24 protein-coding genes and 1 riboswitch are annotated in these 24,285 nt (G+C 48.4%); all 24 genes read left to right on the top strand.

What is annotated here, in order from left to right; translation table 11 throughout:
- Window positions 1-188: 188 nt before the first annotated feature.
- The 24 genes from ACQSGY_RS12375 (at window position 189) to ACQSGY_RS12260 (ending at window position 24,212) form a co-directional block, all read left to right on the top strand.
- Entirely contained in the window at window positions 189-1,421 is a 1,233-nt protein-coding gene (locus ACQSGY_RS12375) for an FtsW/RodA/SpoVE family cell cycle protein (RefSeq protein ID WP_427052090.1), read from the top strand.
- Between the two features lie 268 nt (window positions 1,422-1,689).
- Entirely contained in the window at window positions 1,690-2,349 is a 660-nt protein-coding gene (gene spoIIR, locus ACQSGY_RS12370; protein WP_427052089.1) for a stage II sporulation protein R, read from the top strand.
- A gap of 279 nt (window positions 2,350-2,628) precedes the next feature.
- Window positions 2,629-3,837 (top strand): L-threonylcarbamoyladenylate synthase, encoded by a 1,209-nt coding sequence (locus tag ACQSGY_RS12365; protein WP_427052217.1) that lies wholly within the window; start codon window positions 2,629-2,631, stop codon window positions 3,835-3,837.
- Between the two features lie 694 nt (window positions 3,838-4,531).
- Window positions 4,532-4,657, top strand: coding sequence for a hypothetical protein (locus tag ACQSGY_RS12360; protein ID WP_260866423.1), 126 nt, complete (start codon window positions 4,532-4,534; stop codon window positions 4,655-4,657).
- 122 nt (window positions 4,658-4,779) lie between these two features.
- On the top strand, window positions 4,780-5,340 hold the full coding sequence (locus ACQSGY_RS12355; RefSeq protein ID WP_110895643.1) for a manganese efflux pump MntP family protein: 561 nt from the start codon (window positions 4,780-4,782) through the stop codon (window positions 5,338-5,340).
- A 64-nt stretch (window positions 5,341-5,404) separates the two neighbouring features.
- Window positions 5,405-5,977, top strand: a complete 573-nt coding sequence (locus tag ACQSGY_RS12350; RefSeq protein ID WP_427052088.1) for a low molecular weight protein arginine phosphatase — start codon at window positions 5,405-5,407, stop codon at window positions 5,975-5,977.
- 96 nt (window positions 5,978-6,073) lie between these two features.
- Window positions 6,074-6,155, top strand: a riboswitch (ZMP/ZTP riboswitch).
- Between the two features lie 226 nt (window positions 6,156-6,381).
- A complete protein-coding gene (locus ACQSGY_RS12345) occupies window positions 6,382-6,975 on the top strand; it encodes a TIGR01440 family protein (RefSeq protein WP_188593823.1) in 594 nt (197 codons plus the stop codon).
- Window positions 6,976-7,192: 217 nt separating this feature from the next.
- Window positions 7,193-8,440 carry a serine hydroxymethyltransferase gene (gene glyA / locus ACQSGY_RS12340; RefSeq protein ID WP_111269067.1) on the top strand — a complete coding sequence of 416 codons (1,248 nt, stop codon included), beginning with the start codon at window positions 7,193-7,195 and terminating at the stop codon, window positions 8,438-8,440.
- 443 nt (window positions 8,441-8,883) lie between these two features.
- Window positions 8,884-9,513 (top strand): uracil phosphoribosyltransferase, encoded by a 630-nt coding sequence (gene upp / locus ACQSGY_RS12335; protein WP_017691929.1) that lies wholly within the window; start codon window positions 8,884-8,886, stop codon window positions 9,511-9,513.
- A gap of 38 nt (window positions 9,514-9,551) precedes the next feature.
- On the top strand, window positions 9,552-10,709 hold the full coding sequence (wecB, locus tag ACQSGY_RS12330; RefSeq protein ID WP_111269068.1) for a non-hydrolyzing UDP-N-acetylglucosamine 2-epimerase: 1,158 nt from the start codon (window positions 9,552-9,554) through the stop codon (window positions 10,707-10,709).
- Window positions 10,710-10,895: 186 nt separating this feature from the next.
- On the top strand, window positions 10,896-11,150 hold the full coding sequence (locus ACQSGY_RS12325; RefSeq protein WP_110895634.1) for an AtpZ/AtpI family protein: 255 nt from the start codon (window positions 10,896-10,898) through the stop codon (window positions 11,148-11,150).
- Window positions 11,143-11,523, top strand: a complete 381-nt coding sequence (locus ACQSGY_RS12320) for an ATP synthase subunit I (RefSeq protein ID WP_145404430.1) — start codon at window positions 11,143-11,145, stop codon at window positions 11,521-11,523. Before ACQSGY_RS12325 ends, ACQSGY_RS12320 begins: the two co-directional genes overlap by 8 nt.
- Before the next feature lie 41 nt (window positions 11,524-11,564).
- Window positions 11,565-12,383 (top strand): F0F1 ATP synthase subunit A, encoded by an 819-nt coding sequence (atpB, locus tag ACQSGY_RS12315; protein ID WP_111269070.1) that lies wholly within the window; start codon window positions 11,565-11,567, stop codon window positions 12,381-12,383.
- Window positions 12,384-12,458: 75 nt separating this feature from the next.
- The gene (gene atpE / locus ACQSGY_RS12310) at window positions 12,459-12,683 is read left to right on the top strand and encodes a F0F1 ATP synthase subunit C (protein WP_110895629.1); all 225 of its coding nucleotides are present in this window, start codon (window positions 12,459-12,461) and stop codon (window positions 12,681-12,683) included.
- Between the two features lie 114 nt (window positions 12,684-12,797).
- The gene (atpF, locus tag ACQSGY_RS12305; protein WP_111269071.1) at window positions 12,798-13,286 is read left to right on the top strand and encodes a F0F1 ATP synthase subunit B; all 489 of its coding nucleotides are present in this window, start codon (window positions 12,798-12,800) and stop codon (window positions 13,284-13,286) included.
- Window positions 13,283-13,831, top strand: coding sequence for a F0F1 ATP synthase subunit delta (locus ACQSGY_RS12300; RefSeq protein ID WP_427052087.1), 549 nt, complete (start codon window positions 13,283-13,285; stop codon window positions 13,829-13,831). Before atpF ends, ACQSGY_RS12300 begins: the two co-directional genes overlap by 4 nt.
- Window positions 13,832-13,847: 16 nt before the next feature.
- The gene (atpA, locus tag ACQSGY_RS12295) at window positions 13,848-15,362 is read left to right on the top strand and encodes a F0F1 ATP synthase subunit alpha (RefSeq protein ID WP_111269073.1); all 1,515 of its coding nucleotides are present in this window, start codon (window positions 13,848-13,850) and stop codon (window positions 15,360-15,362) included.
- A gap of 162 nt (window positions 15,363-15,524) precedes the next feature.
- Window positions 15,525-16,394, top strand: coding sequence for an ATP synthase F1 subunit gamma (atpG, locus tag ACQSGY_RS12290; protein ID WP_216518930.1), 870 nt, complete (start codon window positions 15,525-15,527; stop codon window positions 16,392-16,394).
- Between the two features lie 137 nt (window positions 16,395-16,531).
- On the top strand, window positions 16,532-17,935 hold the full coding sequence (gene atpD, locus ACQSGY_RS12285; RefSeq protein WP_110895619.1) for a F0F1 ATP synthase subunit beta: 1,404 nt from the start codon (window positions 16,532-16,534) through the stop codon (window positions 17,933-17,935).
- Between the two features lie 63 nt (window positions 17,936-17,998).
- The gene (locus ACQSGY_RS12280; protein WP_111269075.1) at window positions 17,999-18,403 is read left to right on the top strand and encodes a F0F1 ATP synthase subunit epsilon; all 405 of its coding nucleotides are present in this window, start codon (window positions 17,999-18,001) and stop codon (window positions 18,401-18,403) included.
- A 700-nt stretch (window positions 18,404-19,103) separates the two neighbouring features.
- Entirely contained in the window at window positions 19,104-19,361 is a 258-nt protein-coding gene (locus tag ACQSGY_RS12275; RefSeq protein WP_111269076.1) for a DUF1146 family protein, read from the top strand.
- 523 nt (window positions 19,362-19,884) lie between these two features.
- A complete protein-coding gene (murA, locus tag ACQSGY_RS12270; RefSeq protein WP_427052216.1) occupies window positions 19,885-21,255 on the top strand; it encodes a UDP-N-acetylglucosamine 1-carboxyvinyltransferase in 1,371 nt (456 codons plus the stop codon).
- Between the two features lie 247 nt (window positions 21,256-21,502).
- On the top strand, window positions 21,503-23,161 hold the full coding sequence (gene spoIID, locus ACQSGY_RS12265; protein WP_427052086.1) for a stage II sporulation protein D: 1,659 nt from the start codon (window positions 21,503-21,505) through the stop codon (window positions 23,159-23,161).
- A 313-nt stretch (window positions 23,162-23,474) separates the two neighbouring features.
- Window positions 23,475-24,212, top strand: a complete 738-nt coding sequence (locus ACQSGY_RS12260) for a M23 family metallopeptidase (protein WP_184184997.1) — start codon at window positions 23,475-23,477, stop codon at window positions 24,210-24,212.
- The last annotated feature ends 73 nt before the right edge of the window (window positions 24,213-24,285 follow it).

Raw genomic sequence — 24,285 nt, 5'->3', positions numbered from 1 at the left:
CATAGTAACCTTGGAACCACTCCTTCCAGCTTTTGATGGAGAGAGTTTCCAAGGTTTTTTATTTTTGTGTATAATCCATGTTTCCCGATCGTCACCCGGATTTCCATTCATGCTTTCAATTAGATACAATGGTAATATTGATCTTTATTGGAAAATGAAAAGCGGGATTAGGGGGATATTCAAGCATCATGTGGAAAACGGTAAAAAAGCTGGATGGTGTCATTCTGTTTGTACTGTTGTTGCTGATGGTTACGAGTGTGTTAGCGGTATACAGCGGAACACGTTTTGATCCCAAGCTGGATAGCCATCATGTGAAAACGATATATTTCTATATCGCTGGATTTATCGCTGTCATCGGCATTGGATTAATCAATTACAAGTTATACGTGAAATATGCCTTGCTTCTGTATGGGATAGGCATCCTTTTCCTCATCCTTGCGAATGTGCTGGGAAGTAAGGTGAATAACGCAAATGGCTGGCTGAAGATCAGCGAGAGCATTTCTTTTCAACCGGCCGAGCTGTTCAAAATGATTCTAATTCTGTTTCTCGCCCACCTCATCGTGAAGCGAAAGCGGGGGGAGTTGGGTTTTTGGCGGGATGTGGTGCCGATCGGATGCTGGACGTTTGTTCCGTTTGCGCTCGTCATGGCACAGAATGACCTGGGGAATGCACTGGGGTATGTGGTTATCCTGGTGGCTGTCCTGTGGATCGGGAACATCAAGCTAAAACATGCGATCATCGGGGTGACGATAATAGGTGCGATTTTAATCGGTTTTATCAAATCCTATACGTTCTACCATGATGAGGTATTTACCTTTTTGGAAAAAATAAAAAGAGAACACTGGGCCGAGCGCATTGATCCGTGGCTTGTTCCCGAAAAGGCGACAGCCAAAGCGATGTGGCATACGAAAAACGCAGGGCTTGCGATCGGATCAGGCGGGATCACGGGCAAAGGTTTTCTGGAAGGAACCTCTGTTCAAAGCGGACGTGTGCCGTATACCTACTCAGATTCGATCTTTGTGGTGATTGCGGAAGAATTCGGTTTTGTAGGCGCTTCGCTGCTGATCCTGCTGTACTTTATCCTCATTCATCGGATGGTGCTAATCGCGCTAGGTTGCAAGGATCGTGCAGGGCCTATAATCATTGTGGGCATTATTGGCATGCTGCTCTATCAGGTGTTTGAAAATGTAGGTGCGTTCCTTGGTTTGATGCCGCTAACTGGCATTACCTTGCCCTTTATCAGTTACGGGGGTACGTCTTTGCTGATTAATATGGCCTGTATCGGATTAGTCATGAGCATTAAGCTATATGGGGATGAGGACGAGGATGAACTGCTGCCGGAGCAGCAGGGTCCCACGCTGATGCAGCGAATCCGGAGTCTTGTAACACAGGGCAAAGGAAAAAGTCATGATGTATCTTAGACGAATCATAGACGTATTCTGGAGTATTTCGGTTTTTATGACACACACGCAGCTGAGATAGGATAGCAAGGAGGCTGGCAGGTTCGGAAGCGAACGTGTAACAGCCTCTTTGGATATTCGTTAAACGAGTTGTTGAGGTGTGACACATACTATGAAATTTTAATAGATTTGTGCGTATATCAGGTTTACTTCCTTCTCTACCGGGCATACTGATAGACATGAGAGAGTTGGCACCGTGATAGGATACCGAGCCGAGGGGGAGAACGGGATGAGCAGACCAATTGTGAAGCAAATCGGACTTATTATTGTATGTCTTATGATGGTCATTATGATGTGGGAAGGTCAGAAAACAGATGCGGCTGTAGCCGCTGCAGCGATTCCGGAGCAGTCGATCCGTTTGCGGATTCTGGCGAATTCCGATGCGACCGGAGACCAGCTTGTGAAACGTGAGATTCGGGATGCTGTCGTTGCGCAGATGGGAGAATGGGTTGGAGAGCTGGAGGACCCGCAAAGCCTGGAGCAGGCACGTCATGTGATTCGCGAGCATCTGTCCGAGATTGAGAATCGGGTGGGAGAAGAATTAAAACAACGCGGCCTGACCTATGATTATCAGGTGGAGCTGGGTAAGGTTCCTTTTCCAACGAAACTGTATGGGGGTACAGTGTATCCTGCGGGTGACTATGAAGCGGTGCGCATTACACTGGGAGAAGGCAAGGGGCAGAACTGGTGGTGTGTATTGTTCCCGCCGCTGTGTTTCATTGATGCAAGCACAGGAGATGCGCTGGCGAAGCCGTCCACAGTCTCTGCCGCAGCAGCGGATTCGGTAGAGGTGAAGGCATCCGTGCAGGGGGAGACGCCTGAAGCGAGATTTTTCCTCTGGGATGTGGCTGTGAAATTGTGGGATTGGGCAACAGGATTGTTCTCATAACAAGGTTAATAGTATACTTTTATGTGGGCATGAAATAGGGTGTTCGGCGGAATAAAGGGAGAAGCTTTGCAGCAGTTGTGCGGGGGCTTCTTTTTTTGATTTATGTTTGTTTGGGAGAGGCGCATCATGACCAGGCCAAACCTGAAATGCTGGAGATATGATATAATGATATGTACTGAAAATGAACCTACTTGACGTTTAGGGATGATGATATAGATGAACCGAGAGCATGAGTATAATGAATTACAACGCACCTCGTTAGAGGACAAACGCAGTTATATGGGGGCAGCACCGAATGAGAGTGAACAACGCACAGCCTATTGGGATGTCAGAGCGTTGTTGCGCTCGCAGGGTCAGGAAGGCATAACGCAAGACATAGAGCAAGACGTAGTACAAGAACAAGAGCATTCCCCGATTGCTGATGTGAAAAAGGGGAGCGCCGATCGTGAGGCGGCGCTCGTGGACTTGCAGGCAGCCGCGGCCTGCCTACGTCAAGGCGAGACGGTAGCCTTCCCGACCGAGACGGTCTACGGTCTCGGCGCAGATGCGCGCAGCACGGAAGCGGTGGAGGCGGTATTTGCCGCCAAAGGACGGCCGTCCGATAATCCGCTGATCGTGCATATCGCACACCGTGACCAGCTGCATGAACTGGTCACGGAGGTGAATGAGACAGCGGAAGCGCTGATGGCAGCCTTCTGGCCGGGTCCGCTGACGCTGGTGCTGCCGGTTAGGCCGGGGGCGGTATCCCCGCGGGTGACCGCCGGGCTGGATACGGTGGCCGTGCGCATGCCGGACCACCCGGTGGCTCTGCCACTCATCGCGGCGGCGGCCTGCCCTGTGGCTGCGCCAAGCGCCAACCGCTCCGGGCGGCCCAGCCCGACCCTCGCCGCACATGTGCGGGAGGATCTGGATGGCCGCATCGGCGGCATCGTGGACGGCGGCCCCACCGGGGTGGGCGTCGAGTCCACTGTGGTGCAGGCCGGTGACGACGGGACCGTCACCATCCTGCGCCCTGGCGGCATCACGGCGGAACAGCTGTCCGCCGTGGCCGCCCGTGTCGCCACGGACCCGGCGCTTCTCGCCGAAGGGGCCGCTGGCGACAGCACCAGCCCGGCGCCGCGCTCGCCGGGCATGAAGTACACGCACTACGCACCCGCAGGGGTGCTGTGCGTGGTGGAGGGGCCGCCCGCAGCGGTGGCGGCATGGACCCGCGCCGCCCTCGCCGAGGCGGCGCAGCGCGGAGAGCGAACCGCGGTACTGGCATTCGCCGAGCACGCGGAGCAGTACCGCGCCGATGCTGTGTTCTCGCTGGGCAGCGCCAGCGAGCTGCAGGAGGCTGCGCGCAGGCTGTACGCCGCGCTGCGCAGCTGCGATGAGCAAGGCGCCACATATATTGTGGCGGAAGCCTGCTCACGCGAGGGGCTGGGAGCAGCCGTCATGAATCGGCTGCTCAAGGCGGCGGGCAACCAACTCATCCAGGTTGATTGAGCCGCCGCTTCACCCCTGGCAATTCTGGCTGCTCAATTAGAAGATGGAAAGCTAACGATCCCCAGCGAGCTTATTTGTCCCGATTCGGGGATATTTGAAATCTAACGATCTCCAGGAAGCTTATTTCATTCAACATCTTGAAAAATGAGCCTCATCAAGCTGATTTCAGCAGAATAGCGTCTCTGGGAATCGTTAGCATTTTTCAAAGCCCAAAATTGCCGGAATAAGGCTTTTCCTGATCGTTAGCACTCCAAGTAAAGGGTGGTGCACTTGCACTAGCCATGGGTGTTTATATTTTATTATATTATTCATAACACGCTGATCCCATTAGACAGTTTGTTGTCAGGACATATAATCATGTCCAACGTTTATTTTCTTAGTACAAGACAGTGGTCATCGGGGGATTTTCAATGAAAGGAAAGAAATACACAACGACAGCTGAAGCTGCTAAATTTAGGAGATGCAGGATATCCATTTGGGTTGTATAAGCAAGCGTAATAACTCTGGCCAATTTTATATTAATAAAGACAACTCCCGAAATAAGGAAGATATTAGGCTTTGGCTGAGTGATCGTGTTTTCCCAAGGGACGTCAAGGGGCGAATCAAATATTAGAATCTCTTGGGTTATTCACGTATGATTCATGGGAGATTGCTAAAAAAAACACATGCCATAAGTCTGAACGATTTTTATTGGATGAGTGACAATCTGGAAGATACCTTTGAAAATATAAATAGTTACCATGCTGCTTTGGAGCATTTTAACGGTTTTGAAGATTTCGAAGAGACCAATGAAAAACTGCCTACACAGTGGGACAAATAATTTTTCTCATCATAAAAGGCTGTATGGGATCTCCGTTGTCTTCGTTTCCCCGCAAAGGTCATGTTTAGGTCCTTGTCCGCATATCGTGTACAAGAACCTTTATGCGACTTGGGGGAATGAAAATGTGGGATGTGTCTGCCCATGTGGGGCAGTTGGTAACCATTCTGATTATGGCGGTTGCGCTTGGTCTGGATGCGTTCTCGCTGGGTATCGGAATTGGCATGAAAGGCATACGGCTGCGGGATGTATTGAAGATTAGTACCGTTACCGCACTGTTTCATGTCATCATGCCGCTGGCGGGCATGTACATGGGCAAGTATGTCAGCTCCTTGCTGGGTGATATTACGAACTATGCGGCAGGAGGTCTGCTGGTGCTGCTGGGCGGTCACATGATTCTGAATGCGTTTCGCGAAGGGGAGACCAAGCTGGTGGATCATCGGTCCATGCTGGGTATTATTTTGTTTTCGCTCAGTGTCAGCGTGGATTCCTTCTCCGTTGGTGTCTCGCTGGGCATGTTCAGCAGTGATCTGGTCCTGACCATTCTGGCCTTTGGCTTCTGCGGCGGCTTGATGTCGATCATGGGTTTGCTGCTGGGACGCCGGGTAAGTCAGAATCTGGGCGATTACGGTGAGGCTGTAGGCGGGGCCATCTTGCTTGCCTTTGGACTTTTGTTTATATTTTAAAAATAAAACGGTTGAACGATAAGATAGGCATATCACATCTGGATCATATGGGGAGGCTATCACAATGAAACATATTTTGTTTGTATGTACAGGTAACACGTGCCGCAGCCCCATGGCAGAAGGGCTTTTGCGTAAACTGGCGGCCGAACGCGGCATTCAGGTCAATGTTCGTTCCGCAGGTGTGGCGGCATCCACAGGCATGCCGATATCCCGCCATGCTGAAGCTGTATTGAAAGACCATCAGGCAGAGGGACCGTCACAATCTACCCAGCTCAGTGCAGAGCTGATCGAGTGGGCGGATCTTGTACTGACTTTAACCCGGAGTCACAAGCAGCATGTCATGCAGGTGTTTCCCGATTCCATTCAGAAGACCTATACGCTGAAGGAGTATGTTGAAAATGACGAGCAGGTGCTTCATGACTTGGAAGAATTGGACAGCCTCTTTGCCGCACTGGAGATGAAGCGGGCATTGGGCCAGGAAATTCTGGCATCCGAGCGGGAGCGTGCAATCGAGATTCGGCAGCGCATTCCGAGCTTTGATATCTCGGACCCGTTTGGCGGCAGTCGGGACGATTACAATATTACGGCGGCAGAGATTCGTACAGCGTTATCCAAGCTGCTGGATAAGCTTGAATAAATCAGGCAGACAGAGGAACGATAGAGAAACAGAACATGGAATGTAAATTAATCGTTGATTTTAGAGTGGCGTTGATTTATGATGAAGGGGAAAACAGGGATTCGGTGTAACTGGCGACGAAGTGGGCACAACCACAATGGAGCACCGAAACAAACGGCCGGTCGCCTGGGCAAAAGAGCAATTCTGCGTTACCCGCAGACTGCTCTTTTTTTCGTCTTTCATCTGATTTTTCGCTATAATAGAACCTGAAATGCCATGCAGCGTATATGTAGAGCAAACAATTACTATATAAGCTGAACTCTTCATTTACAAGTTAAGGTTATTTTGTCATTGGAGTGGACTGTGTAAAATCTTTAGTTCAACTTGTATAGGTAGCGGGCATGATTTTATCGGGAGGCGATGGGATGACGATTGAATTGGATTCAGAACAACCCGGATTGCAGCAGCAAACCGCATCGATCCTGCGTGAACTGGCAATTGCCGGGAAGCTTGGCCCAGGTCACATCGTTGTGATTGGTACAAGCACAAGTGAAGTAGCAGGCAAACGCATCGGCACCAGCGGTGCGGTGGATGTCGCGCAGCAGCTGCTTGCAGGCGTTCGCGAGGTGCAGACGGAGTTTGGTTTCGACACCGTATTTCAGTGCTGCGAACACCTGAACCGTGCATTGGTAATGGAACGTGCGCTGCTGAATCGGCTTGGACTAACGGAAGTCGGGGCTGTACCTGTGCCTACGGCTGGCGGATCGATGGCTTCTGCGGCCTACCGTTCATTGTCCGAACCGTGTCTTGCTGAACATATTCAGGCTCATGCGGGTCTGGATATCGGGGAAACGATGATTGGCATGCATCTTCGCCATGTTGCCGTTCCTTTCCGTACAACACTTCGATACATCGGTGAGGCGCGTGTTACAACAGCACTTACACGTCCGAAGCTGATTGGCGGAGAGCGTGCGGTATACCGAATGGAAGAGCAACCAGATGCTACTTTCTGTGACTAACGTATAAAGCGTAATGATGTTTACACGTAAACGGAGAGTGCAACACCAATCTGGAGAAGTGGAGCGTTCACGTTTATCACCGGATTTCCCCTTTTTCAAAAGGGTTCAAAGAAATCCGGGGATAACAGTGATCGTAAGATGGTGATGCAATCGAAGTCAGGCGTGTAACCTGAAAGCTCGCTTTATAACTTCATTATAATTTAGGAGGAATTTAAACATGGAACAATTGCGCAAGAATGACCCTGCAGTACTGGAAGCGATGAATCTTGAATTGAAGCGTCAACAGAACAACATCGAGCTGATTGCATCCGAGAACATCGTAAGTGAAGCGGTAATTGAAGCACTGGGCTCCGTTCTGACTAACAAATACGCTGAAGGATATCCTGGCAAACGTTACTATGGCGGCTGTGAGCATGTGGATGTTGTTGAAGATATCGCACGTGACCGTGCGAAAGAGCTGTTCGGTGCAGAGCATGCCAACGTGCAGCCGCATTCCGGTGCGCAAGCGAACATGGCAGTATATCTGGCAGCATTGAAGCCTGGTGACACGGTACTGGGTATGAACCTGGCGCATGGCGGTCACTTGACGCATGGTAGTCCGGTTAACGCTTCCGGCTTGCTGTACAACTTCGTTGCTTACGGCGTACAGGAAGATACATTCCTCATTGATTATGATGAAGTTCGCAAAGCAGCCTTCAAACATCGCCCTCGTCTGATCGTAGCGGGTGCAAGTGCATATCCGCGTACCATTGATTTTGAAAAGCTGGCTTCCATCGCCAATGATGTTGGCGCTCTGTTCATGGTAGATATGGCGCATATCGCAGGACTCGTTGCAGCTGGATTGCATCCTAACCCGGTTCCGCATGCACACTTTGTAACAACAACAACACACAAAACGCTGCGCGGACCACGTGGCGGTATGATCCTGTGCCGCAAATCCTGGGCAGCTGCCATTGATAAAGCGGTATTCCCGGGTTCCCAAGGTGGACCGTTGATGCACGTGATCGCTTCGAAAGCTGTAGCATTTGGTGAAGCGTTGCAGCCTTCGTTTAAAACGTATGCACAAAACGTGGTGAAAAACGCACAAGTTTTGGCGGAAACATTGATCGCTGAAGGATTGAACATCGTATCCGGCGGTACAGACAACCACTTGATGCTGATCGATACACGCAGCGTGAACATCACGGGTAAGGAAGCTGAGCATGTGCTCGATTCCATCGGCATTACCGTGAACAAAAACGCGATTCCGTTTGATCCGACAAGTCCGTTCATCACCAGCGGTATCCGTATCGGTACACCTGCCGCAACATCCCGCGGTATGGATGAGAAGGCAATGGTGTCCATCGGTAAAATCATCGCTAAAACGCTCAAAAATCCAAAAGACACAGCAACACTTGATCAGGCACGCGCAGAAGTAACAGCCCTGACTGACCAATACCCGCTCTACACTGACCTTAAATACTAGTACTGTTACTTCAACTGCTAAAAAACATTGCTCGTGCTGTTTGTATTTGAAGGTTGTTAAAATGGAATACAAAATAACGAAGCGAGCAGAATGAGGCCGTAGAAGCGGAGCGTTCGCATTTATCCCCGAATTTTCACCTTTCCAAGGTGATTCAAAAAATTCGGGGATAACGGCGATCGAAGGAGCATTCTGGTGGCGGAGTGCCATTGTATTCAACATTTTACTATTCAAGTGACATAACAGCACGAGCAAACAGGACCGGATGGATCATTTTCCGGTCCTGTTTTTGTAGGATTTGCTTTTCTGTAATGATTAGTGCCCTTTGATGGTGTAATTCGGTGTGGGTGATGATATAATATACAGGATTTATCGGGCCTGTGAATGACGGCAAGGTATATTTGGAAATGCTTAACACATGAAGAAATTACCGGAGGGACAAAGGAATGGGAAAATTAGTAATATGTGATCACCCCCTGATTCAACACAAACTGACGTTTATACGCGACATGCGTACGAATACGAAAGATTTCCGTGAACTGGTTGATGAAGTAGCTACGCTGATGGCTTATGAAATTACAAGAGATGTGGAACTGGAAACGATTGACGTGCAGACACCTGTAGCAGCAACACAAGGAAAAGTCATCTCTGGCCGTATGCTTGGACTGGTGCCTATTCTGCGTGCAGGACTTGGTATGCTGGATGGTGTTGTGAAGCTTCTGCCAGCGGCAAAAGTTGGACATGTTGGCTTGTTCCGTGATCCGGAAACACTGCAGCCGGTTGAATATTACACCAAGCTGCCTACAGACGTGACGGAGCGTCAGCTGATTGTGATTGACCCGATGCTCGCTACAGGCGGATCGGCAATCGCAGCCATTGATGTGCTCAAAAAACGCGGCTGCACTCAGATCAAAATGATGAATCTCGTAGCAGCACCGGAAGGTGTCAAGGCAGTACAGGATGCTCACCCGGATGTAGATATCTATGTGGCAGCACTGGATGACCGTTTGGATGACCATGGATATATCGTGCCAGGATTGGGCGATGCAGGAGACCGTTTGTACGGAACGAAATAAGCATATTACATGCTGATGAGAAAAGGGGCTTTGCTTGAATGTCCAAAAAAATTAAAGTCATGACCATTTTCGGGGTGCGCCCGGAAGCCATCAAGATGGCTCCGCTGATTCTCGAATTGCAGAAACATCCCGAGTCGATAGAGTCGATTGTTTGCGTAACTGCGCAGCATCGACAGATGCTGGATCAGGTTCTTGAGGTTTTCGACATTCATCCCGATTATGATCTGGATGTCATGAAGGACCGCCAGACCCTGAACGAGATTACCATTCGCGTTCTTGGCGGCCTGGAGCCGGTTTTGCGCGAAGCGAAGCCGGATATCGTACTCGTTCACGGCGATACACTTACGACATTTGTAGCCAGCTATGCAGCGTTCCTGCAACAGATTCAGGTAGGACATGTGGAAGCGGGGCTGCGGACGTGGAACAAGCTGTCGCCGTATCCGGAGGAGATGAACCGCCAATTGACGGGTGTTCTGGCAGATTTGCATTTTGCACCAACGGATTGGTCTGCCTCCAACCTTGCCAAGGAAAATAAACCGGAGTCTAGTACCTACGTCACAGGCAACACCGTAACAGATGTGTTTCAATATACAGTACGGGAGGATTACAAGCACCCGGTACTAGATTGGGCACAAGGCAAACGCCTGGTGTTGATGACTGCTCATCGCCGTGAATCTCAGGGCGAGCCTCACCGCAACATTTTCCAAGCCGTCAAACGTATTGCTGACGAATTTGAGGATATTGCCATCGTGTACCCGGTGCATCCTAGTCCTGCTGTGAAGGAGCCGGCTCACGCGATATTGGGGAATCATCCCCGTATACAGTTAATCGATCCGCTAGACGTAGTGGATTTGCATAACTTTTACCCGCACACGCACTTGATACTGACCGATTCAGGCGGTTTGCAGGAAGAAGCGCCTTCGTTTGGTGTGCCTGTTCTTGTTTTGCGTGATACAACAGAGCGCCCGGAAGGCATTGAAGCCGGCACCCTGGAATTGGTAGGGACGGACGAGGAGCGTGTATATGAACGGACCAAAGCTCTGCTTACAGATGAAACGTTATATGCAAGCATGAGCCAGGCCGCCAACCCATACGGTGATGGACATGCATCGGAAAGAATTGTCAATGCGATTTTGCACCATTTCGGCGTAAATAGTGAGCGTCCGGAATCATTTCACAGAAAGTTCAAAAAATAATTCACATTTTCTGTTGGATTTATAGAGGGGATAGCATACAGTTAAACTGTACGGTTTACGCGGGTTTATGGGCTTTGAACGTCCATAAACCCGGCGTTTGCCCCTTTAAAACGCTAAAATCAATCAATTGACAAAGGCTCTCATCATTCAGTAAAATTAACTGGGATTGCAAGGGTGGCGTGGAAAATGGCCGATTCGAACAAACCAAATTCATCCCGTAACCATGATGATAAGGTATGGAAAGCAATGGGGCTCGTGACAGCTTTTGGAATCGAGATTGCTTTGCTCGCTGTTGCCGGATATTATGCTGGCTCGTGGTTGGACAAGACCATTGGAGGAAGCGGAATATGGATCGCCGTAAGCGTTCTCTTTTTTCTCGCAGCAGGTGGAGTAAGCATTTACTTTATTGCTAAAAAATTCATGGGGGAAAGTGATGAGTGAACTAGCCAGATATCGCAGATGGATGACCGTGTGTATTTTGACCATCCTCATGATCTGTTTTCTGATTGCTGCGTTGTTTCCCGCTATACAGACCATCGGGGTTGGAATTGCATTAGGCGCTGTAATCAGCTGGATTAATGCCTCGTATCTGGGACGTAAAGTGAGAATTATGGCAGATGATGCGGTCGGAGGTAATTTGAAAAGGGTGAATCTGGGTTTTTTGACAAGAGCAGCGCTTGCAGTGCTCGGTGTTTTTCTGGCGATGCAATTTCCGCAGTACTTCAATACATATGCGGTTGTAGGCGGCCTGTTTCTTGCACAATTTTCCCTCCTTTTTATAGGGATTATATTATCCCGTAACACAGAAGTTTAGGATTTAAACCGTATCGCGCGCGAGAAAGGGGTGAGAAAAATATGCATGAAGCTCCCATAATTGATTTGGGTGGATTCAGACTGGATTTATCAGTATTACTTATGCTGGTGGTGACTAGCTTAATTGTCTTTGTGATCTGTAAGCTGGCAACAAGAAACTTGTCCGTGGAGAACCCGGGTAAGCTGCAGAACTTTTTGGAATGGGCTATCGAATTTGTACGCAATCTGATCTCAAGTACGATGGACATGAAGAAAGGTCAGCACTTCCTTACTCTGGCAACCACGATGATTATGTTCATTTTTGTTGGTAATATGCTGGGGCTTCCTTTCGGGGTAGTGACTGGTATTACAGAACCAGACCAAGCCAAGATCGCGGGACAGCCGCTTGTTAGTGTAGTTGAAGCTTACAACACGGCACATGAGAAGAACCCGGAAGCTCACCCTCACATTGAAATCGCATGGTGGAAATCTCCAACGGCAGACTTGTCTGTCACAATGGGACTCGCAATCATTGCCTTTTTGATTGCTCACGGACTGGGATTGTTCAAGAATACCAAAGCGTATCTTAAACACTACTTCCAGCCACATTGGTTGTTCTTCCCGATTAATATCGTCGAGACGGCATCCAAATTGCTTACACACGGTATGCGTTTGTTTGCAAACATCTTCGCTGGTGAGGTGTTGATCTCTACCATCATGAAGTTGACGGCGTTCAAATGGATCGGTGCCATTGCGGCGATTCCGTTGCTGACAGCTTGGCAAGGATTCAGTATCTTTATCGGTGCGATTCAGGCCTTTGTCTTTACCGTATTGATGATGGTATACATTTCACAAACAGTTGAGTCACACGAAGAACATTAAGATTCAAGTCCAGACGGACTAGCTCTGCAGGACTGAACTATAAAATTTTACGATTATTCTAAGGAGGATATACAAATGGGAGCAATGGCATTATTGGCAGCAGCAATTGTTGCAGGATTGGGCGCACTTGGCGCAGGTATCGGTAACGGTTTGGTAATCAGCAAAACAGTAGAAGGGATCGCTCGTCAACCAGAAGCGAAATCCACACTGCAAACAACAATGTTTATCGGGGTAGGTTTGATCGAGGTATTGCCGATCATCGGTGTGGTACTCGCGTTCATGTTCTACGGCGCGGCTTAATATTAATGCAGGTTTGGCGGGGAAGGCCACAGCCCTCCGCGCCTTCTTTTTAGGTAGCGTCCGTTATATTTCGGAAGTGCAGCCTGAGGATATCTCCAGGAAGGAGTGAACAGATTGAATTTCGTATGGGAAAATACAGTTCTGGCGATTATCGCTTTTGTTATTTTATACTGGCTGCTTAGCCGTTATGCGTTTGGCCCGCTTTTCTCTATCATGGAGAAACGCCGTGAACTCGTAATGACGCAGATGAATGAGGCTGCGCAGACTCGTGAACAAGCTATGGCGTATGTTGAGGAGCAGAAGCAGGCTCTTGAGCAGGCGCGCAAGGAAGCCTACGATATCATCGAGCAGTCCAAACAAACAGGTAACAAACAAGCTGAAACGATTTTGGCAGATGCAAAATCTGAAGCAAATCGCTTGAAAGACGATGCGGTTAGAGAGATTCAAAGCGAGAAAAACAAAGCAGTTGCGGCACTTCGCAGTGAGCTTGGTTCTGCTTCGGTACAGATCGCTTCAAAACTGATCAAAAAAGAAGTTGAGAACGGTCCTGCACAGGAAGAGCTTGTGAACCAATACCTCAATGAGGTAGGGGGCCGACAATGAGCCGCGATACGATTGTTGCCAAACGTTACGCCAAAGCACTGTTTGAGGTTGCGCTTGAGCAGCAGCGAGTGCTTGAAGTTGAACAGGAACTTCATGCCGTTGTCCATGGATTGATCGGTGATGCCGATATTATCAAATTTATCGTATCTCCTAATATCTCGGATGAAGCCAAAAAATCAGTGATTCAGGCAAGTCTTGATGGCAAAGTGTCTGAGCCTGTCCTGCGTACGGTGCAGCTCCTCATTGAGCGTGGCCGTGTCGAGTTGCTGGAAGAGTTGTTGAGTGACTATGTGAAGATTGAAGGGGATTCCCTTGGAATTGCCGATGCTCACGTATACTCGACATATGCATTGAACGATGAAGAAAAAGAAGCGGTGGCTCGTGAATTCGGAAGCCGTGTGAATAAAAAGATTCGTATCGAGAACATTGTCGATCCTGCTCTGCTGGGCGGATTGAAAGTCGCCATTGGCGATACGATCTATGACGGCAGCTTGGCTGGCAAGCTGGAACGTCTTGAGCAGTCTTTTAACAGACGAGTACAGTAGATTGGGGTGAGGACACTTGAGTATCAAGCCAGAAGAAATCAGTACATTAATTAAGAGCCAGATCGAACAATACAAGACCGATATCGATGTAGTCGAAGTCGGTACAGTTATCGAGGTTGGTGACGGGATCGCCCGTGTATACGGACTCGAGAATGTCATGTCCAACGAGTTGGTTGAGTTCCCAAGCGGTGTAATGGGTCTTGCCATGAACGTTGAAGAGAGCAACGTCGGTGTCGTTATCCTGGGACCTTACTCGGATATCCGTGAAGGCGACCAAGTAAAACGTACAGGTCAAATCATGCAGGTACCCGTTGGTGAAGCATTGATTGGTCGCGTTGTGAACCCGCTCGGTATTCCAGTGGATGGCAAAGGGCCAATCGCTACAACAGAATTCCGTCCGGTTGAAGGTAAAGCACCTGGCGTTATGGATCGTAAATCGGTTCATGAGCCGATGCAAACAGGGATCAAAGCGATTGATGCAATGGTTCCAATCGGTCGTGGTCAACGTGAGTTGATCATCGGTGACCGTCAAACAGGTAAAACATCGATCGCAATCGATGCGATCCTGAATCAAAAGGGCAGCGGTATGAAATGTATCTATGTAGCGATCGGTCAGAAGCAATCTACCGTAGCTCAGGTCGTAGAAACCCTGCGTCGCAGAGGTGCGATGGAATATACGATCGTCGTAACGGCATCGGCTTCCGATCCGTCACCACTGCTTTACATTGCACCATACTCTGGCTGCTCCATGGGTGAGTATTTCATGTACAAAGGCGAGCACGTGCTCGTAGTATATGATGACTTGACCAAACAAGCGGCAGCATATCGTGAATTGTCCTTGCTGCTTCGCCGTCCTCCGGGCCGTGAGGCTTATCCGGGTGACGTATTCTATCTGCACTCCCGTTTGCTGGAGCGTGCAGCGAAGCTGAACGATGAACTTGGTGGTGGTTCTTTAACCGCTCTGCCATTCATTGAAACACAGGCTTCTGACGTATCTGCTTACATTCCAACGAACGTAATCTCCATCACAGACGGTCAGATCTTCTTGGAGTCCGATCTCTTTAATGCCGGACAACGTCCAGCGATTAACGTAGGTATCTCGGTATCTCGTGTAGGTGGTTCTGCACAGATCAAAGCGATGAAAAAGGTTGCAGGTTCCCTGCGTCTGGACCTCGCTCAATATCGTGAGTTGCAGGCGTTCTCCCAATTTGGTTCTGACCTGGATAAATCCACTCAGGCCCGCCTGAATCGTGGTGCCCGCATGATGGAAATCCTGAAACAAGGTGTTAACCAGCCGCTGCCTGTAGAACAACAGGTTGTCAGCTTGTACACTGCAGTTAAAGGATATTTGGATGAGATTCCAACAGGTGATGTAACTCGTTTTGAGCGTGAATTCCTTGCGTTCATGGTAAGTTCCAAACCGGAAATCCTTCAATCCATCGTGGATAACAAAGACTTGACTGGGGACAACGAAACCGCATTGAAAGCTGCGATTGAGCAGTTCAGAAAAAGTTTCGCTGCCTCACACTAATAGATAGATGCGGCTGCGGAGTTGGCATACGATTCCGCATGTCTGCATGTGCGATTTCAATTGAAGTCTACAGAAGCTTACGAAGAACTTTGGTTTTGCCAAAGTTTGGTATATGCTTACGAAGTAACTTTGGCTTTGCCAAAGTTTTGAGGTGGTGAAATCATGGCAAAAGGCATGCGCGAAATCAAGCGGCAAATTAAAAGTGTGCAAAGTACAAAGCAGATCACCAAAGCAATGGAAATGGTTGCAGCAGCCAAACTGCGTAAAGCACAAGAGAAGGCTGAAGCAGCACGACCTTATTCAGAGAAACTGAAAGAGGTTGTCGCGAGCATTGCAACAAGCACAAAAGGCATTAAACATCCGATGCTCGAAAGTCGTCCGGTGAAAAAGACAGCTTATCTTGTGATTACATCGGATCGTGGTCTGGCGGGTGGATACAATGCGAACATCCTGCGTTTGGTGAATCAGACACTGAAGGAAAAGCATAACTCCAAAAATGATTACGCTCTGTTCGTCATTGGCCGTAAAGGTCGTGACTACTTCAGAAGACGTGAGATGGATATGGTGTCTAATACAACGGACCTGTCCGATTCACCTGAATTTGCAGATATCAAGTCCATTGCACACGAAGCTGTACACGGTTATGAGCTTGCTGAGTTTGATGAAGTATTCATTTGCTATAACCGATTTGTGAATGCATTGACTCAGATTCCTACGGTGGAACGTCTTCTTCCGATGGAAACTCCAGAGGTATCTGCTTCTGAAGGTTTGACTGCCAGCTACGAATATGAGCCGTCTCCTGAAGCCGTGCTTGAGGTACTGTTGCCTCGTTATGCGGAAACGTTGATCTATGGAGCTCTTCTGGATGGCAAGGCGAGTGAGCTCGGTGCGAAAATGACAGCCATGGGCAACGCGACCAAAAATGCGTCCAAGCTCATCAATGACCTGTCATTGACGTATAACCGGGCTCGTCAAGCGGCAATCACGCAGGAGATCACGGAGATCGTAGCGGGAGCTAACGCGCAAGGTTAACGGATGTTTTATACGGTGAAAACTGGCTGTGAACGGTTATGCAATGTACGTGTTTATATATGAAAGCTTGCAATGCACTTAATGAGATAACTCATTTCATGCAAAAAGTAGCAGGCTTGTAGGAGGGGAACGTTAAGATGAACAAAGGACGCGTTGTGAGCATCATGGGTCCGGTTGTTGACGTCGAGTTTGATCGCGGCGGTCTGCCGGAAATCCTCAATGCCATTACGATTAAAACGCAGAATGAGAGCGGCGTTTCAATCGACCTTACGCTTGAAGCTTCCAAACATCTGGGTGACAATCGTGTTCGCTGTATCGCGATGTCTTCCACGGACGGTCTCGTACGTGGTCTGGAAGCAGTAGATACAGGTGCTCCGATCTCTGTACCTGTAGGTGAAGCTACACTGGGCCGTGTATTTAACGTACTGGGTGAAGCGATTGATACCAATGGTGAAGTAAAAACCGAAGTAAAAAACCCGATTCACCGCTCTGCTCCTTCATTCGATGAATTGACGACTCAAGCAGAAATGCTTGAAACAGGAATCAAAGTTATCGACTTGCTGGCGCCTTATGCCAAGGGTGGTAAAATCGGTCTGTTCGGTGGTGCCGGTGTAGGTAAAACGGTAACCATTCAAGAACTGATAAACAACATTGCGCAAGAGCACGGCGGTATTTCCGTATTTGCCGGTGTTGGTGAGCGTACACGTGAAGGTAACGACTTGTATCACGAGATGAGTGATTCCGGCGTTATCAACAAAACAGCAATGGTCTTCGGACAAATGAACGAGCCACCTGGCGCACGTCTTCGTGTAGCCCTCACTGGTCTGACAATGGCGGAATATTTCCGTGATGAAGAAGGCCGTGACGTGTTGCTCTTTATCGATAACATCTTCCGTTTCACCCAAGCGGGTTCAGAAGTATCTGCCTTGCTTGGACGTATGCCTTCCGCGGTAGGTTACCAGCCTACGCTGGCTACAGAGATGGGTCAATTGCAAGAGCGTATCACATCTACGAAAAAAGGATCGGTTACATCCATCCAGGCGATCTACGTACCTGCGGATGACTATACTGACCCGGCTCCTGCAACAACGTTTGCTCACTTGGATGCAACAACGAACCTGGAGCGTAAAATCTCCGAGATGGGTATTTACCCAGCGGTAGATCCACTCGCATCCAGCTCCCGTATCCTTGCTCCTGAAGTTGTAGGTGAGGAACACTACAACGTTGCTCAAGGCGTTAAACGTATCTTGGCCCGTTATAACGAGCTTCAAGATATCATCGCAATCTTGGGTATGGACGAGCTCAGCGAAGAAGACAGAGCGCTCGTTTATCGTGCGCGTAAAATTCAACGTTTCTTGTCCCAGCCTTTCCACGTTGCTGAAGCATTTAACGGTATTCCGGGTAAATACGTTCCGGTTAAAGAAACGGTGCGCAGCTTTAAAGAGATTCTCGAAGGCAAGCATGACGATCTGCCGGAAGCAGCATTCCTCTTCGTGGGTACAATTGAAGAGGCAGTGGAGAAAGCAAAAACACTGGTATAATCTGAGTCCAGGATTGTCCTTATGAAGCGAGCTATCCTTCGGATAGTTTCAGGAGGGATGGAATTGAGCACCTTTTTGTTGGAGATTGTAACGCCGGAGCGTCTTGTCTATTCACAGCAGGTGGATAGCATTATCGCAACCGGGGTTGACGGGGAACTGGGGATTTTGCCAGGGCATATTCCTATGGTAACCCCATTGAAAATTGCACCGATCATTATCAAAAACGGAAAAGAGAGCAAGCAGGTTGCCATTGGCGGCGGCTTTATCGAAGTCCGCAAAGATAAGGTTGTTGTACTCGCAGAGAGTGCCGAATTCCCGGAAAGCATTGATGTGGATCGTGCGCGTGCGGCCAAAGAGCGGGCAGAACGCCGGCTTGCCAGCCAAAGCAATCAGGACCACTTTGATCACCGCCGTGCAGAGATTGCATTGCAAAAAGCGGTTAACCGGATCAATGTACACGGCAAATAATGTGATTTGTAGAGCCCGGCAGCACAGTCTGCCGGGTTCTTTTACTTTGTTTGCTGATACTAATGAATTAGAAGACTAGAGGTAAACCTCTTTATATAGTATAAATGTTCTAATCGATCACCGTTATCTTTCAGGATGAATAACGTATAGGACTAAAGAATTATAGGCGGATACCGCTACTATATAAGTTGAACTCTTCATTTACACGTGAACGGAGAGGACAGAAAAAACCTGAAAAAGCGGAGCGGTCGCCTTTATCACCGGATTTTCCCCTTTGGAAAAAGGGATCAAAAAATCTGGGGATAACAGCGATTGGAAGGTTATTCTGTCATCGGAGTGGGCTGTGTAAGATCTTTAGTTCAACTTATATAGAACCATTTTTACGATAAAAAGTTGAATTATTTCCGAGGAAATGACAGAATCGATATCGATATAACGTTCTTTTATGTCGGTTTAGTCACCCAATTCTCATCAATTAAAATTAAAATGTTTTTGAAGTGGAAATCAATGTAATTGACAAAAGATAGTGAAACAGCCTATATTCCTTAGAGTCAGCAAATGATGTTTCAAAACAGGAGTATAACTGTCAGCTGAACCGGCATTCATACATGCCCTAAACATTCTATCTACTAACATGTTATGGGTGTTTGGCATATGATATGCTGAATCGCTGCAACAATCGAGGTGGAGGTAAGAAGGTATGGTTAATGATCTGGCGAATCAGGTGAACCAGACGTTGAGCACAAATAGCCTGATCTCAATGGTCGTCTCCCTTTTATGTATAGCGATATCATGGTGGGCTCTGCAAAATCTGAAATTGGATTTGGTCATCCGACAACCAAAAGGTGCTCAGGGAAGACTGCTGCATTTGCTGCTTGCCATTATTTTGGGGCATGCCGTTGCTGGCTTTGTCATTGACTATTTGTCATGGACCCAAATGCTGAAAAATTTGTTTTAATGTTGAGATGGTTGGTTAATCATCTGTTAGGTTCTTCAAGCGGCTCAATGTCGAATAACATCGATTAATTGTGTTAACAATTAGAGTATGAGTTGACGGCCTAAGAAATTAAGAATGAAATGTGAACATTTATTTTGATCAATTTGTAATGTTTTATGTAAAAATGCTTGTATCGTTCAATTCAACAATGTTATGATGGAAGTTAGGGAATTCACAATTTTTCATTAATTATGCAGGTTATAAACGGGATACCCGGTAGCAACCGGCTAAAAATCATCCCAATGGGTCTGTTTCGATGCTTTGATGGCCTGTATGATGTTTTACAAGCCATAAAGCAGGTTAAGCAGTACGCATGGTATCATTGATCATGAATTATACAAACCAATTCTTTTCTGAACAGACATCTGAGCAACCATGCCAGAATATGTCGAAATTCCACACACAGCAACAGTCCTTTCTAACACAGTGGGGCTTACGTATTCCGGAATGAGGAAAAGGGAATAAAAGCGCGGAGGGAACCATGATGAGCAAATTTATCGTCCGCGGTGGCAAAAGATTGACCGGAAGTGTCAAAGTTAGCGGCGCTAAAAATTCTGTTCTTCCGATCATCGCTGCCTCTCTCTTAGGGGAAGAAGGACAAAGCGTTATTATTGACGCACCTCCTCTAGACGATGTGATGACGATTAACAAAGTGTTGGAATCGCTGGGAGCGGGAGTTACATACCGGGACGAAGTGATTACCGTGAATGCGGAGAATCTGACTTCTTGTGAAGCCCCGTATGAATGGGTTAGTAAGATGCGGGCGTCTTTTCTGGTCATGGGGCCTTTGTTGACGCGTTTGGGTCAAACCAGAATCTCACTGCCTGGAGGATGTGCGATCGGTACAAGGCCGATTGATCAGCACCTCAAAGGTTTTGAAGCCATGGGAGCCGAGATTAGCTTGGGCCAGGGTTATATCGAAGCACGCAGCCAAGGGCGGCTGCGCGGTGCAAAAATTTATCTGGATGTGGCTTCCGTAGGTGCCACTCAAAATATTATGATGGCTGCAACATTAGCCGAAGGTGTAACAGTGCTGGAGAATGCTGCCAAGGAACCTGAGATCGTTGATCTGGCTAACTTCCTTAACGGAATGGGAGCCAAAGTTCGTGGTGCAGGTACGGGTGTGATCCGCATCGAAGGTGTGGAGAAGCTGTCTGGTGTCAAACATACGGTCATCCCGGATCGCATTGAAGCAGGCACGTATATGGCAGCTGCTGCAATCTCTGGTGGAGATGTTTATGTTGAAGGTGCGATCTCCGACCACTTGGGTTCTGTTATTGCCAAGCTGGAAGAGATGGGTGTAACCGTAGAGCCGGACGAGAATGGTGTTCGTGTAATTGCAGATCGTCCTCTCAAAGCAGTGGACGTCAAAACATTACCATACCCAGGCTTCCCGACAGATATGCAATCCCAGATGATGGCTTTGCTGCTTGCTTCTGAAGGAACCAGCGTAGTAACCGAGACGGTGTTCGAGAACCGCTTCATGCACGTTGATGAGTTCCAATTGATGAATGCCGAGATCAAAGTTGAGGGACGTTCGTCCATCATCACGGGCAATGCCAAGCTGAAGGGTGCCAAAGTGACAGCTACAGACCTGCGTGCAGGGGCTGCTCTGATCATTGCTGGCTTGGTAGCTGAAGGTACAACCGAGGTGGGCGGTGTGCATCACATCGACCGTGGTTACGTACATTTGGCAGAAAAGCTGAATGGTCTGGGTGCAGATATTTACCGCATTTCGGTGGATGAGCCTAAACTGGATGTTTCCAAAGAAACTTCAAAAGAAGCTTCCAAAGCTCCTAGTGAGAAGGTTCAGGAAGAAGCACCAATGTTCAAAGTACAGCCGACCTGGGTGTAAAAATTCTGTTTACCTGATCTGTTTGACACTAGTCAGAGGTCTGGTCTGCAAACGATAATAAGGCTAACAGAGTATTACCTCGTATTGCCACAGCAGGCTGTGGCTTGCGGATACGTGAGGAAATGCATACGTTGGAATTGTCATAAGCTAAGCCTTCGGGCTTGGCTTTTTTTGTGTCCTGTTTTTCAATGAAATCTAAGAAAGCTCACCTTCTAAGTACCTGATTCTATTAATAGCTGGTCCTAACTTGAATAGCATAACAAACTATTCTGTACGGATTCTGAACGAAATGAGAGGGCATTCGCGAAGTGTCAGTGAGTGGGGATTCGGTATGGAAAAGGGCGCTGCATTCATGTTTAGTGGGCATTGTTATATCATGGCGGGGGTTGCCAGATCCCTTCCAGAAAGCCCTCGTTTCTCTCAAAACTGGTTCTATCAGATCGAGCAAACTCATACCTTAAACTATGGATTAGATCAAAGAGGAACCGGCCACAGTCCGGTGATGCTTAACGGAGGGTTAGCTCAGATGAAAGAAGCTCGTGTACAGGTGAAAATACCTGTTGTCCCGCGATCCGGGATGCAGGAATGGGGAGATAGCCCAGCAAAGCATGTTGAGAAAGACAAGCCCGTTCCACCTTTAGCCCCAGCTCTAGCGAAGGAGAGAAGGTCAACTGTCCAGAACATGAAGACAAGCCGTTCCGGGATCGTGTCTCTTCCAAATGAGGCTGATCTTGCAGCAGGAACGAAGCAGAGAGCTGCTGAGCAGCAGGTGCATACACCTGTCATTGAATTAGATGCGTTCCAAAAAGTAAAAAAGCGCCGTATGCGAGCTTTTGGTCGCAAGCGATGGGGACGTAACCCCGGACGCTGGCAGCCTGTAGCCGCAGTATCTGTACTGCTCGTGCTGGCTTTGGCAATCCCCGTCATTCTGGTCTGGCCGCGAGCGAGCGGGCAGGTTGATCCTGTACCCTCTCCAAGCTCCGCAGGAGAAACAAGTACACAAACGCCAGCGCCTGCCATACCTGCAACCTATCCCGAGCCCTATGTACGAGTATACCTGTCAGCTGCAAATACAACGATGAAACTGCCACTGGAGGACTATGTGACTGGAGTTGTTGCAGCAGAGATGCCGGCAGAATTCAAGCTGGAAGCATTGAAGGCACAAGCGATTGCAGCTCGCACCTTTATTGTAAGAAGGCTGGCTGCGAACGATACAAGCGGAGTACCGTCTGGTGCGGCAGATGTTACGGACACGGTAAGTCATCAGGTGTTCATTCCACCAGATCAGGTGAAGGCGGAGTGGATCCGGCTGGGCAAAGAGAAGGAGTGGGAGAAGCTGCAGCAGGCTGTCCGCGAAAGTCGCGATGCCGTCATGACCTATGAAGGACGGGCGATTACCGCTTCTTTCTTTTCCACCAGCAATGGTTATACGGAGAATGCAGAGGACGTGTGGGGCAGCGTGGTTCCGTATTTGAAAAGTGTGGATAGTCCGTGGGATAAACAGCTGGCACCAGGCTTCAAAGAAACGGTTACGATGAAGCGCAGTGAAATTTTGCAGAAATTAAACCTGGATAGTGTTCCGGCGAGCGTACAGCAGGGTGGTTCATGGATGCAGGTGTTATCTACTACAGAGGGGCATCGAATTAAAGAGATACAGATTGCAGGCGAAACATTCAGCGGCCCGGAGGTTCGCAAGCTGCTCGGATTGAGATCTAGCCAGTTCAGCTGGAAGGTAGAAGGTGATGAAGTAGAGATCACAACGTATGGATACGGACATGGTGTGGGCATGAGTCAGTGGGGTGCGAATGGCATGGCGCAGGAGGGACACACGGCTACCGAGATTTTGAAACATTATTACACGGGGATCTCCTTCGGACAGGCATCCAGAATGCTCGCCTCAAAGTAGGGGCTAACAATTCCCAGAAGCCTTATATGGGCCCTGAACGTATATTTCCCAAGCTAACGATCTCCAGAAACGCTATTTTTGAAAAAGTTGATCATCTAAGGCGTAACAGTAGCCCATTAGTAAAATAGAGTCTCTCAGAATCGTTACAATCCAAAAGTTGTGGGAAATGATGAAATAGAGCTTCTGAGATTCGTTACAACTAACACTCACCCCCAACATATATAGCACTCTTTGAAAGCTGTGTGAAAATTTTTAGAGTCGCGCGTGTATAAAAGAGTTGCACCCGGTAACACTTGTTACTGAGGTGATCAAGATGAATGAACAAAACAACAAAAAAACAGTCCAAGAAGAAACTCCTAAAACAACGCAGGGAGTACCGGCAGCTCAGCCCTCTTCATGGAGAAAAGCAATGTCCAAACGTTGGGTTTTCCCGGCAGTTTACATCGCAGCAGCAGGCATTATACTAACTCTAGTGTGGGTCTATCAGGGAACAGGCGACAAAGCGCTCAACCCGGACTCTGCTAAAGAAGTAGTAGAAACAGGCGCAGCGAGCACCGAGGGAACGACAACTGGCGGCGAGGAAAGCGTAGAAGTGGTTGCAAAGTCGGAAAACTTCGTATGGCCCGTATCCACCCCGTCCGAAATTTCAGTTGTGAAGCCATTCTATGACAACGAAGCTTCCAGCGAGGAACACGAGGCGGCAATGGTACAGTACAATGACACATTTATTCCAAACACAGGCGTGGATCTGGCTCGTGGTGATAACAAGACATTTGAAGTCAAAGCAGCACTCAGCGGAAAAGTTACACGTGTTGAGCAGAACCCGCTCACAGGTCAAGTGGTGGAAATTACGCACGGCGACAACCTGAAAACGGTGTACCAAAGCCTTGCCGACGTCAAAGTAAAACAGGACGATGAAGTGAAGCAAGGAGATGCCATCGCATCTGCTGGTGTGAGTGAGCTTGGCAAAAACCTGGGGAACCACCTTCACTTTGAAGTGTATGAAGATGGTCAGCCTGTGAACCCGCAAGGATATCTTCCGGAAAAATAAATGATTTTTACCGCAGCAATTACATGAGCAGGGGTGAGTAACCTCTGCTTTTTTTATGCTTTTCAGAAAATTA

The organism is Paenibacillus sp. TC-CSREp1 (genome assembly GCF_050171015.1).
GTDB lineage: Bacteria > Bacillota > Bacilli > Paenibacillales > Paenibacillaceae > Paenibacillus > Paenibacillus silvae.
This window is presented reverse-complemented; position numbering and strand designations above follow the sequence as displayed.

Bases quoted from the DNA above. Each gene is read 5' to 3' on its own strand.
- ACQSGY_RS12375 (WP_427052090.1), top strand. From the start codon at position 189: ATGTGGAAAACGGTAAAAAAGCTGGATGGTGTCATTCTGTTTGTACTG.
- spoIIR (WP_427052089.1), top strand. From the start codon at position 1,690: ATGAGCAGACCAATTGTGAAGCAAATCGGACTTATTATTGTATGTCTT.
- ACQSGY_RS12365 (WP_427052217.1), top strand. From the start codon at position 2,629: ATGGGGGCAGCACCGAATGAGAGTGAACAACGCACAGCCTATTGGGAT.
- ACQSGY_RS12360 (WP_260866423.1), top strand. From the start codon at position 4,532: ATGAGTGACAATCTGGAAGATACCTTTGAAAATATAAATAGTTACCAT.
- ACQSGY_RS12355 (WP_110895643.1), top strand. From the start codon at position 4,780: ATGTGGGATGTGTCTGCCCATGTGGGGCAGTTGGTAACCATTCTGATT.
- ACQSGY_RS12350 (WP_427052088.1), top strand. From the start codon at position 5,405: ATGAAACATATTTTGTTTGTATGTACAGGTAACACGTGCCGCAGCCCC.
- ACQSGY_RS12345 (WP_188593823.1), top strand. From the start codon at position 6,382: ATGACGATTGAATTGGATTCAGAACAACCCGGATTGCAGCAGCAAACC.
- glyA (WP_111269067.1), top strand. From the start codon at position 7,193: ATGGAACAATTGCGCAAGAATGACCCTGCAGTACTGGAAGCGATGAAT.
- upp (WP_017691929.1), top strand. From the start codon at position 8,884: ATGGGAAAATTAGTAATATGTGATCACCCCCTGATTCAACACAAACTG.
- wecB (WP_111269068.1), top strand. From the start codon at position 9,552: ATGTCCAAAAAAATTAAAGTCATGACCATTTTCGGGGTGCGCCCGGAA.
- ACQSGY_RS12325 (WP_110895634.1), top strand. From the start codon at position 10,896: ATGGCCGATTCGAACAAACCAAATTCATCCCGTAACCATGATGATAAG.
- ACQSGY_RS12320 (WP_145404430.1), top strand. From the start codon at position 11,143: ATGAGTGAACTAGCCAGATATCGCAGATGGATGACCGTGTGTATTTTG.
- atpB (WP_111269070.1), top strand. From the start codon at position 11,565: ATGCATGAAGCTCCCATAATTGATTTGGGTGGATTCAGACTGGATTTA.
- atpE (WP_110895629.1), top strand. From the start codon at position 12,459: ATGGGAGCAATGGCATTATTGGCAGCAGCAATTGTTGCAGGATTGGGC.
- ACQSGY_RS12300 (WP_427052087.1), top strand. From the start codon at position 13,283: ATGAGCCGCGATACGATTGTTGCCAAACGTTACGCCAAAGCACTGTTT.
- atpG (WP_216518930.1), top strand. From the start codon at position 15,525: ATGGCAAAAGGCATGCGCGAAATCAAGCGGCAAATTAAAAGTGTGCAA.
- atpD (WP_110895619.1), top strand. From the start codon at position 16,532: ATGAACAAAGGACGCGTTGTGAGCATCATGGGTCCGGTTGTTGACGTC.
- ACQSGY_RS12275 (WP_111269076.1), top strand. From the start codon at position 19,104: ATGGTTAATGATCTGGCGAATCAGGTGAACCAGACGTTGAGCACAAAT.
- murA (WP_427052216.1), top strand. From the start codon at position 19,885: ATGAGCAAATTTATCGTCCGCGGTGGCAAAAGATTGACCGGAAGTGTC.
- ACQSGY_RS12260 (WP_184184997.1), top strand. From the start codon at position 23,475: ATGAATGAACAAAACAACAAAAAAACAGTCCAAGAAGAAACTCCTAAA.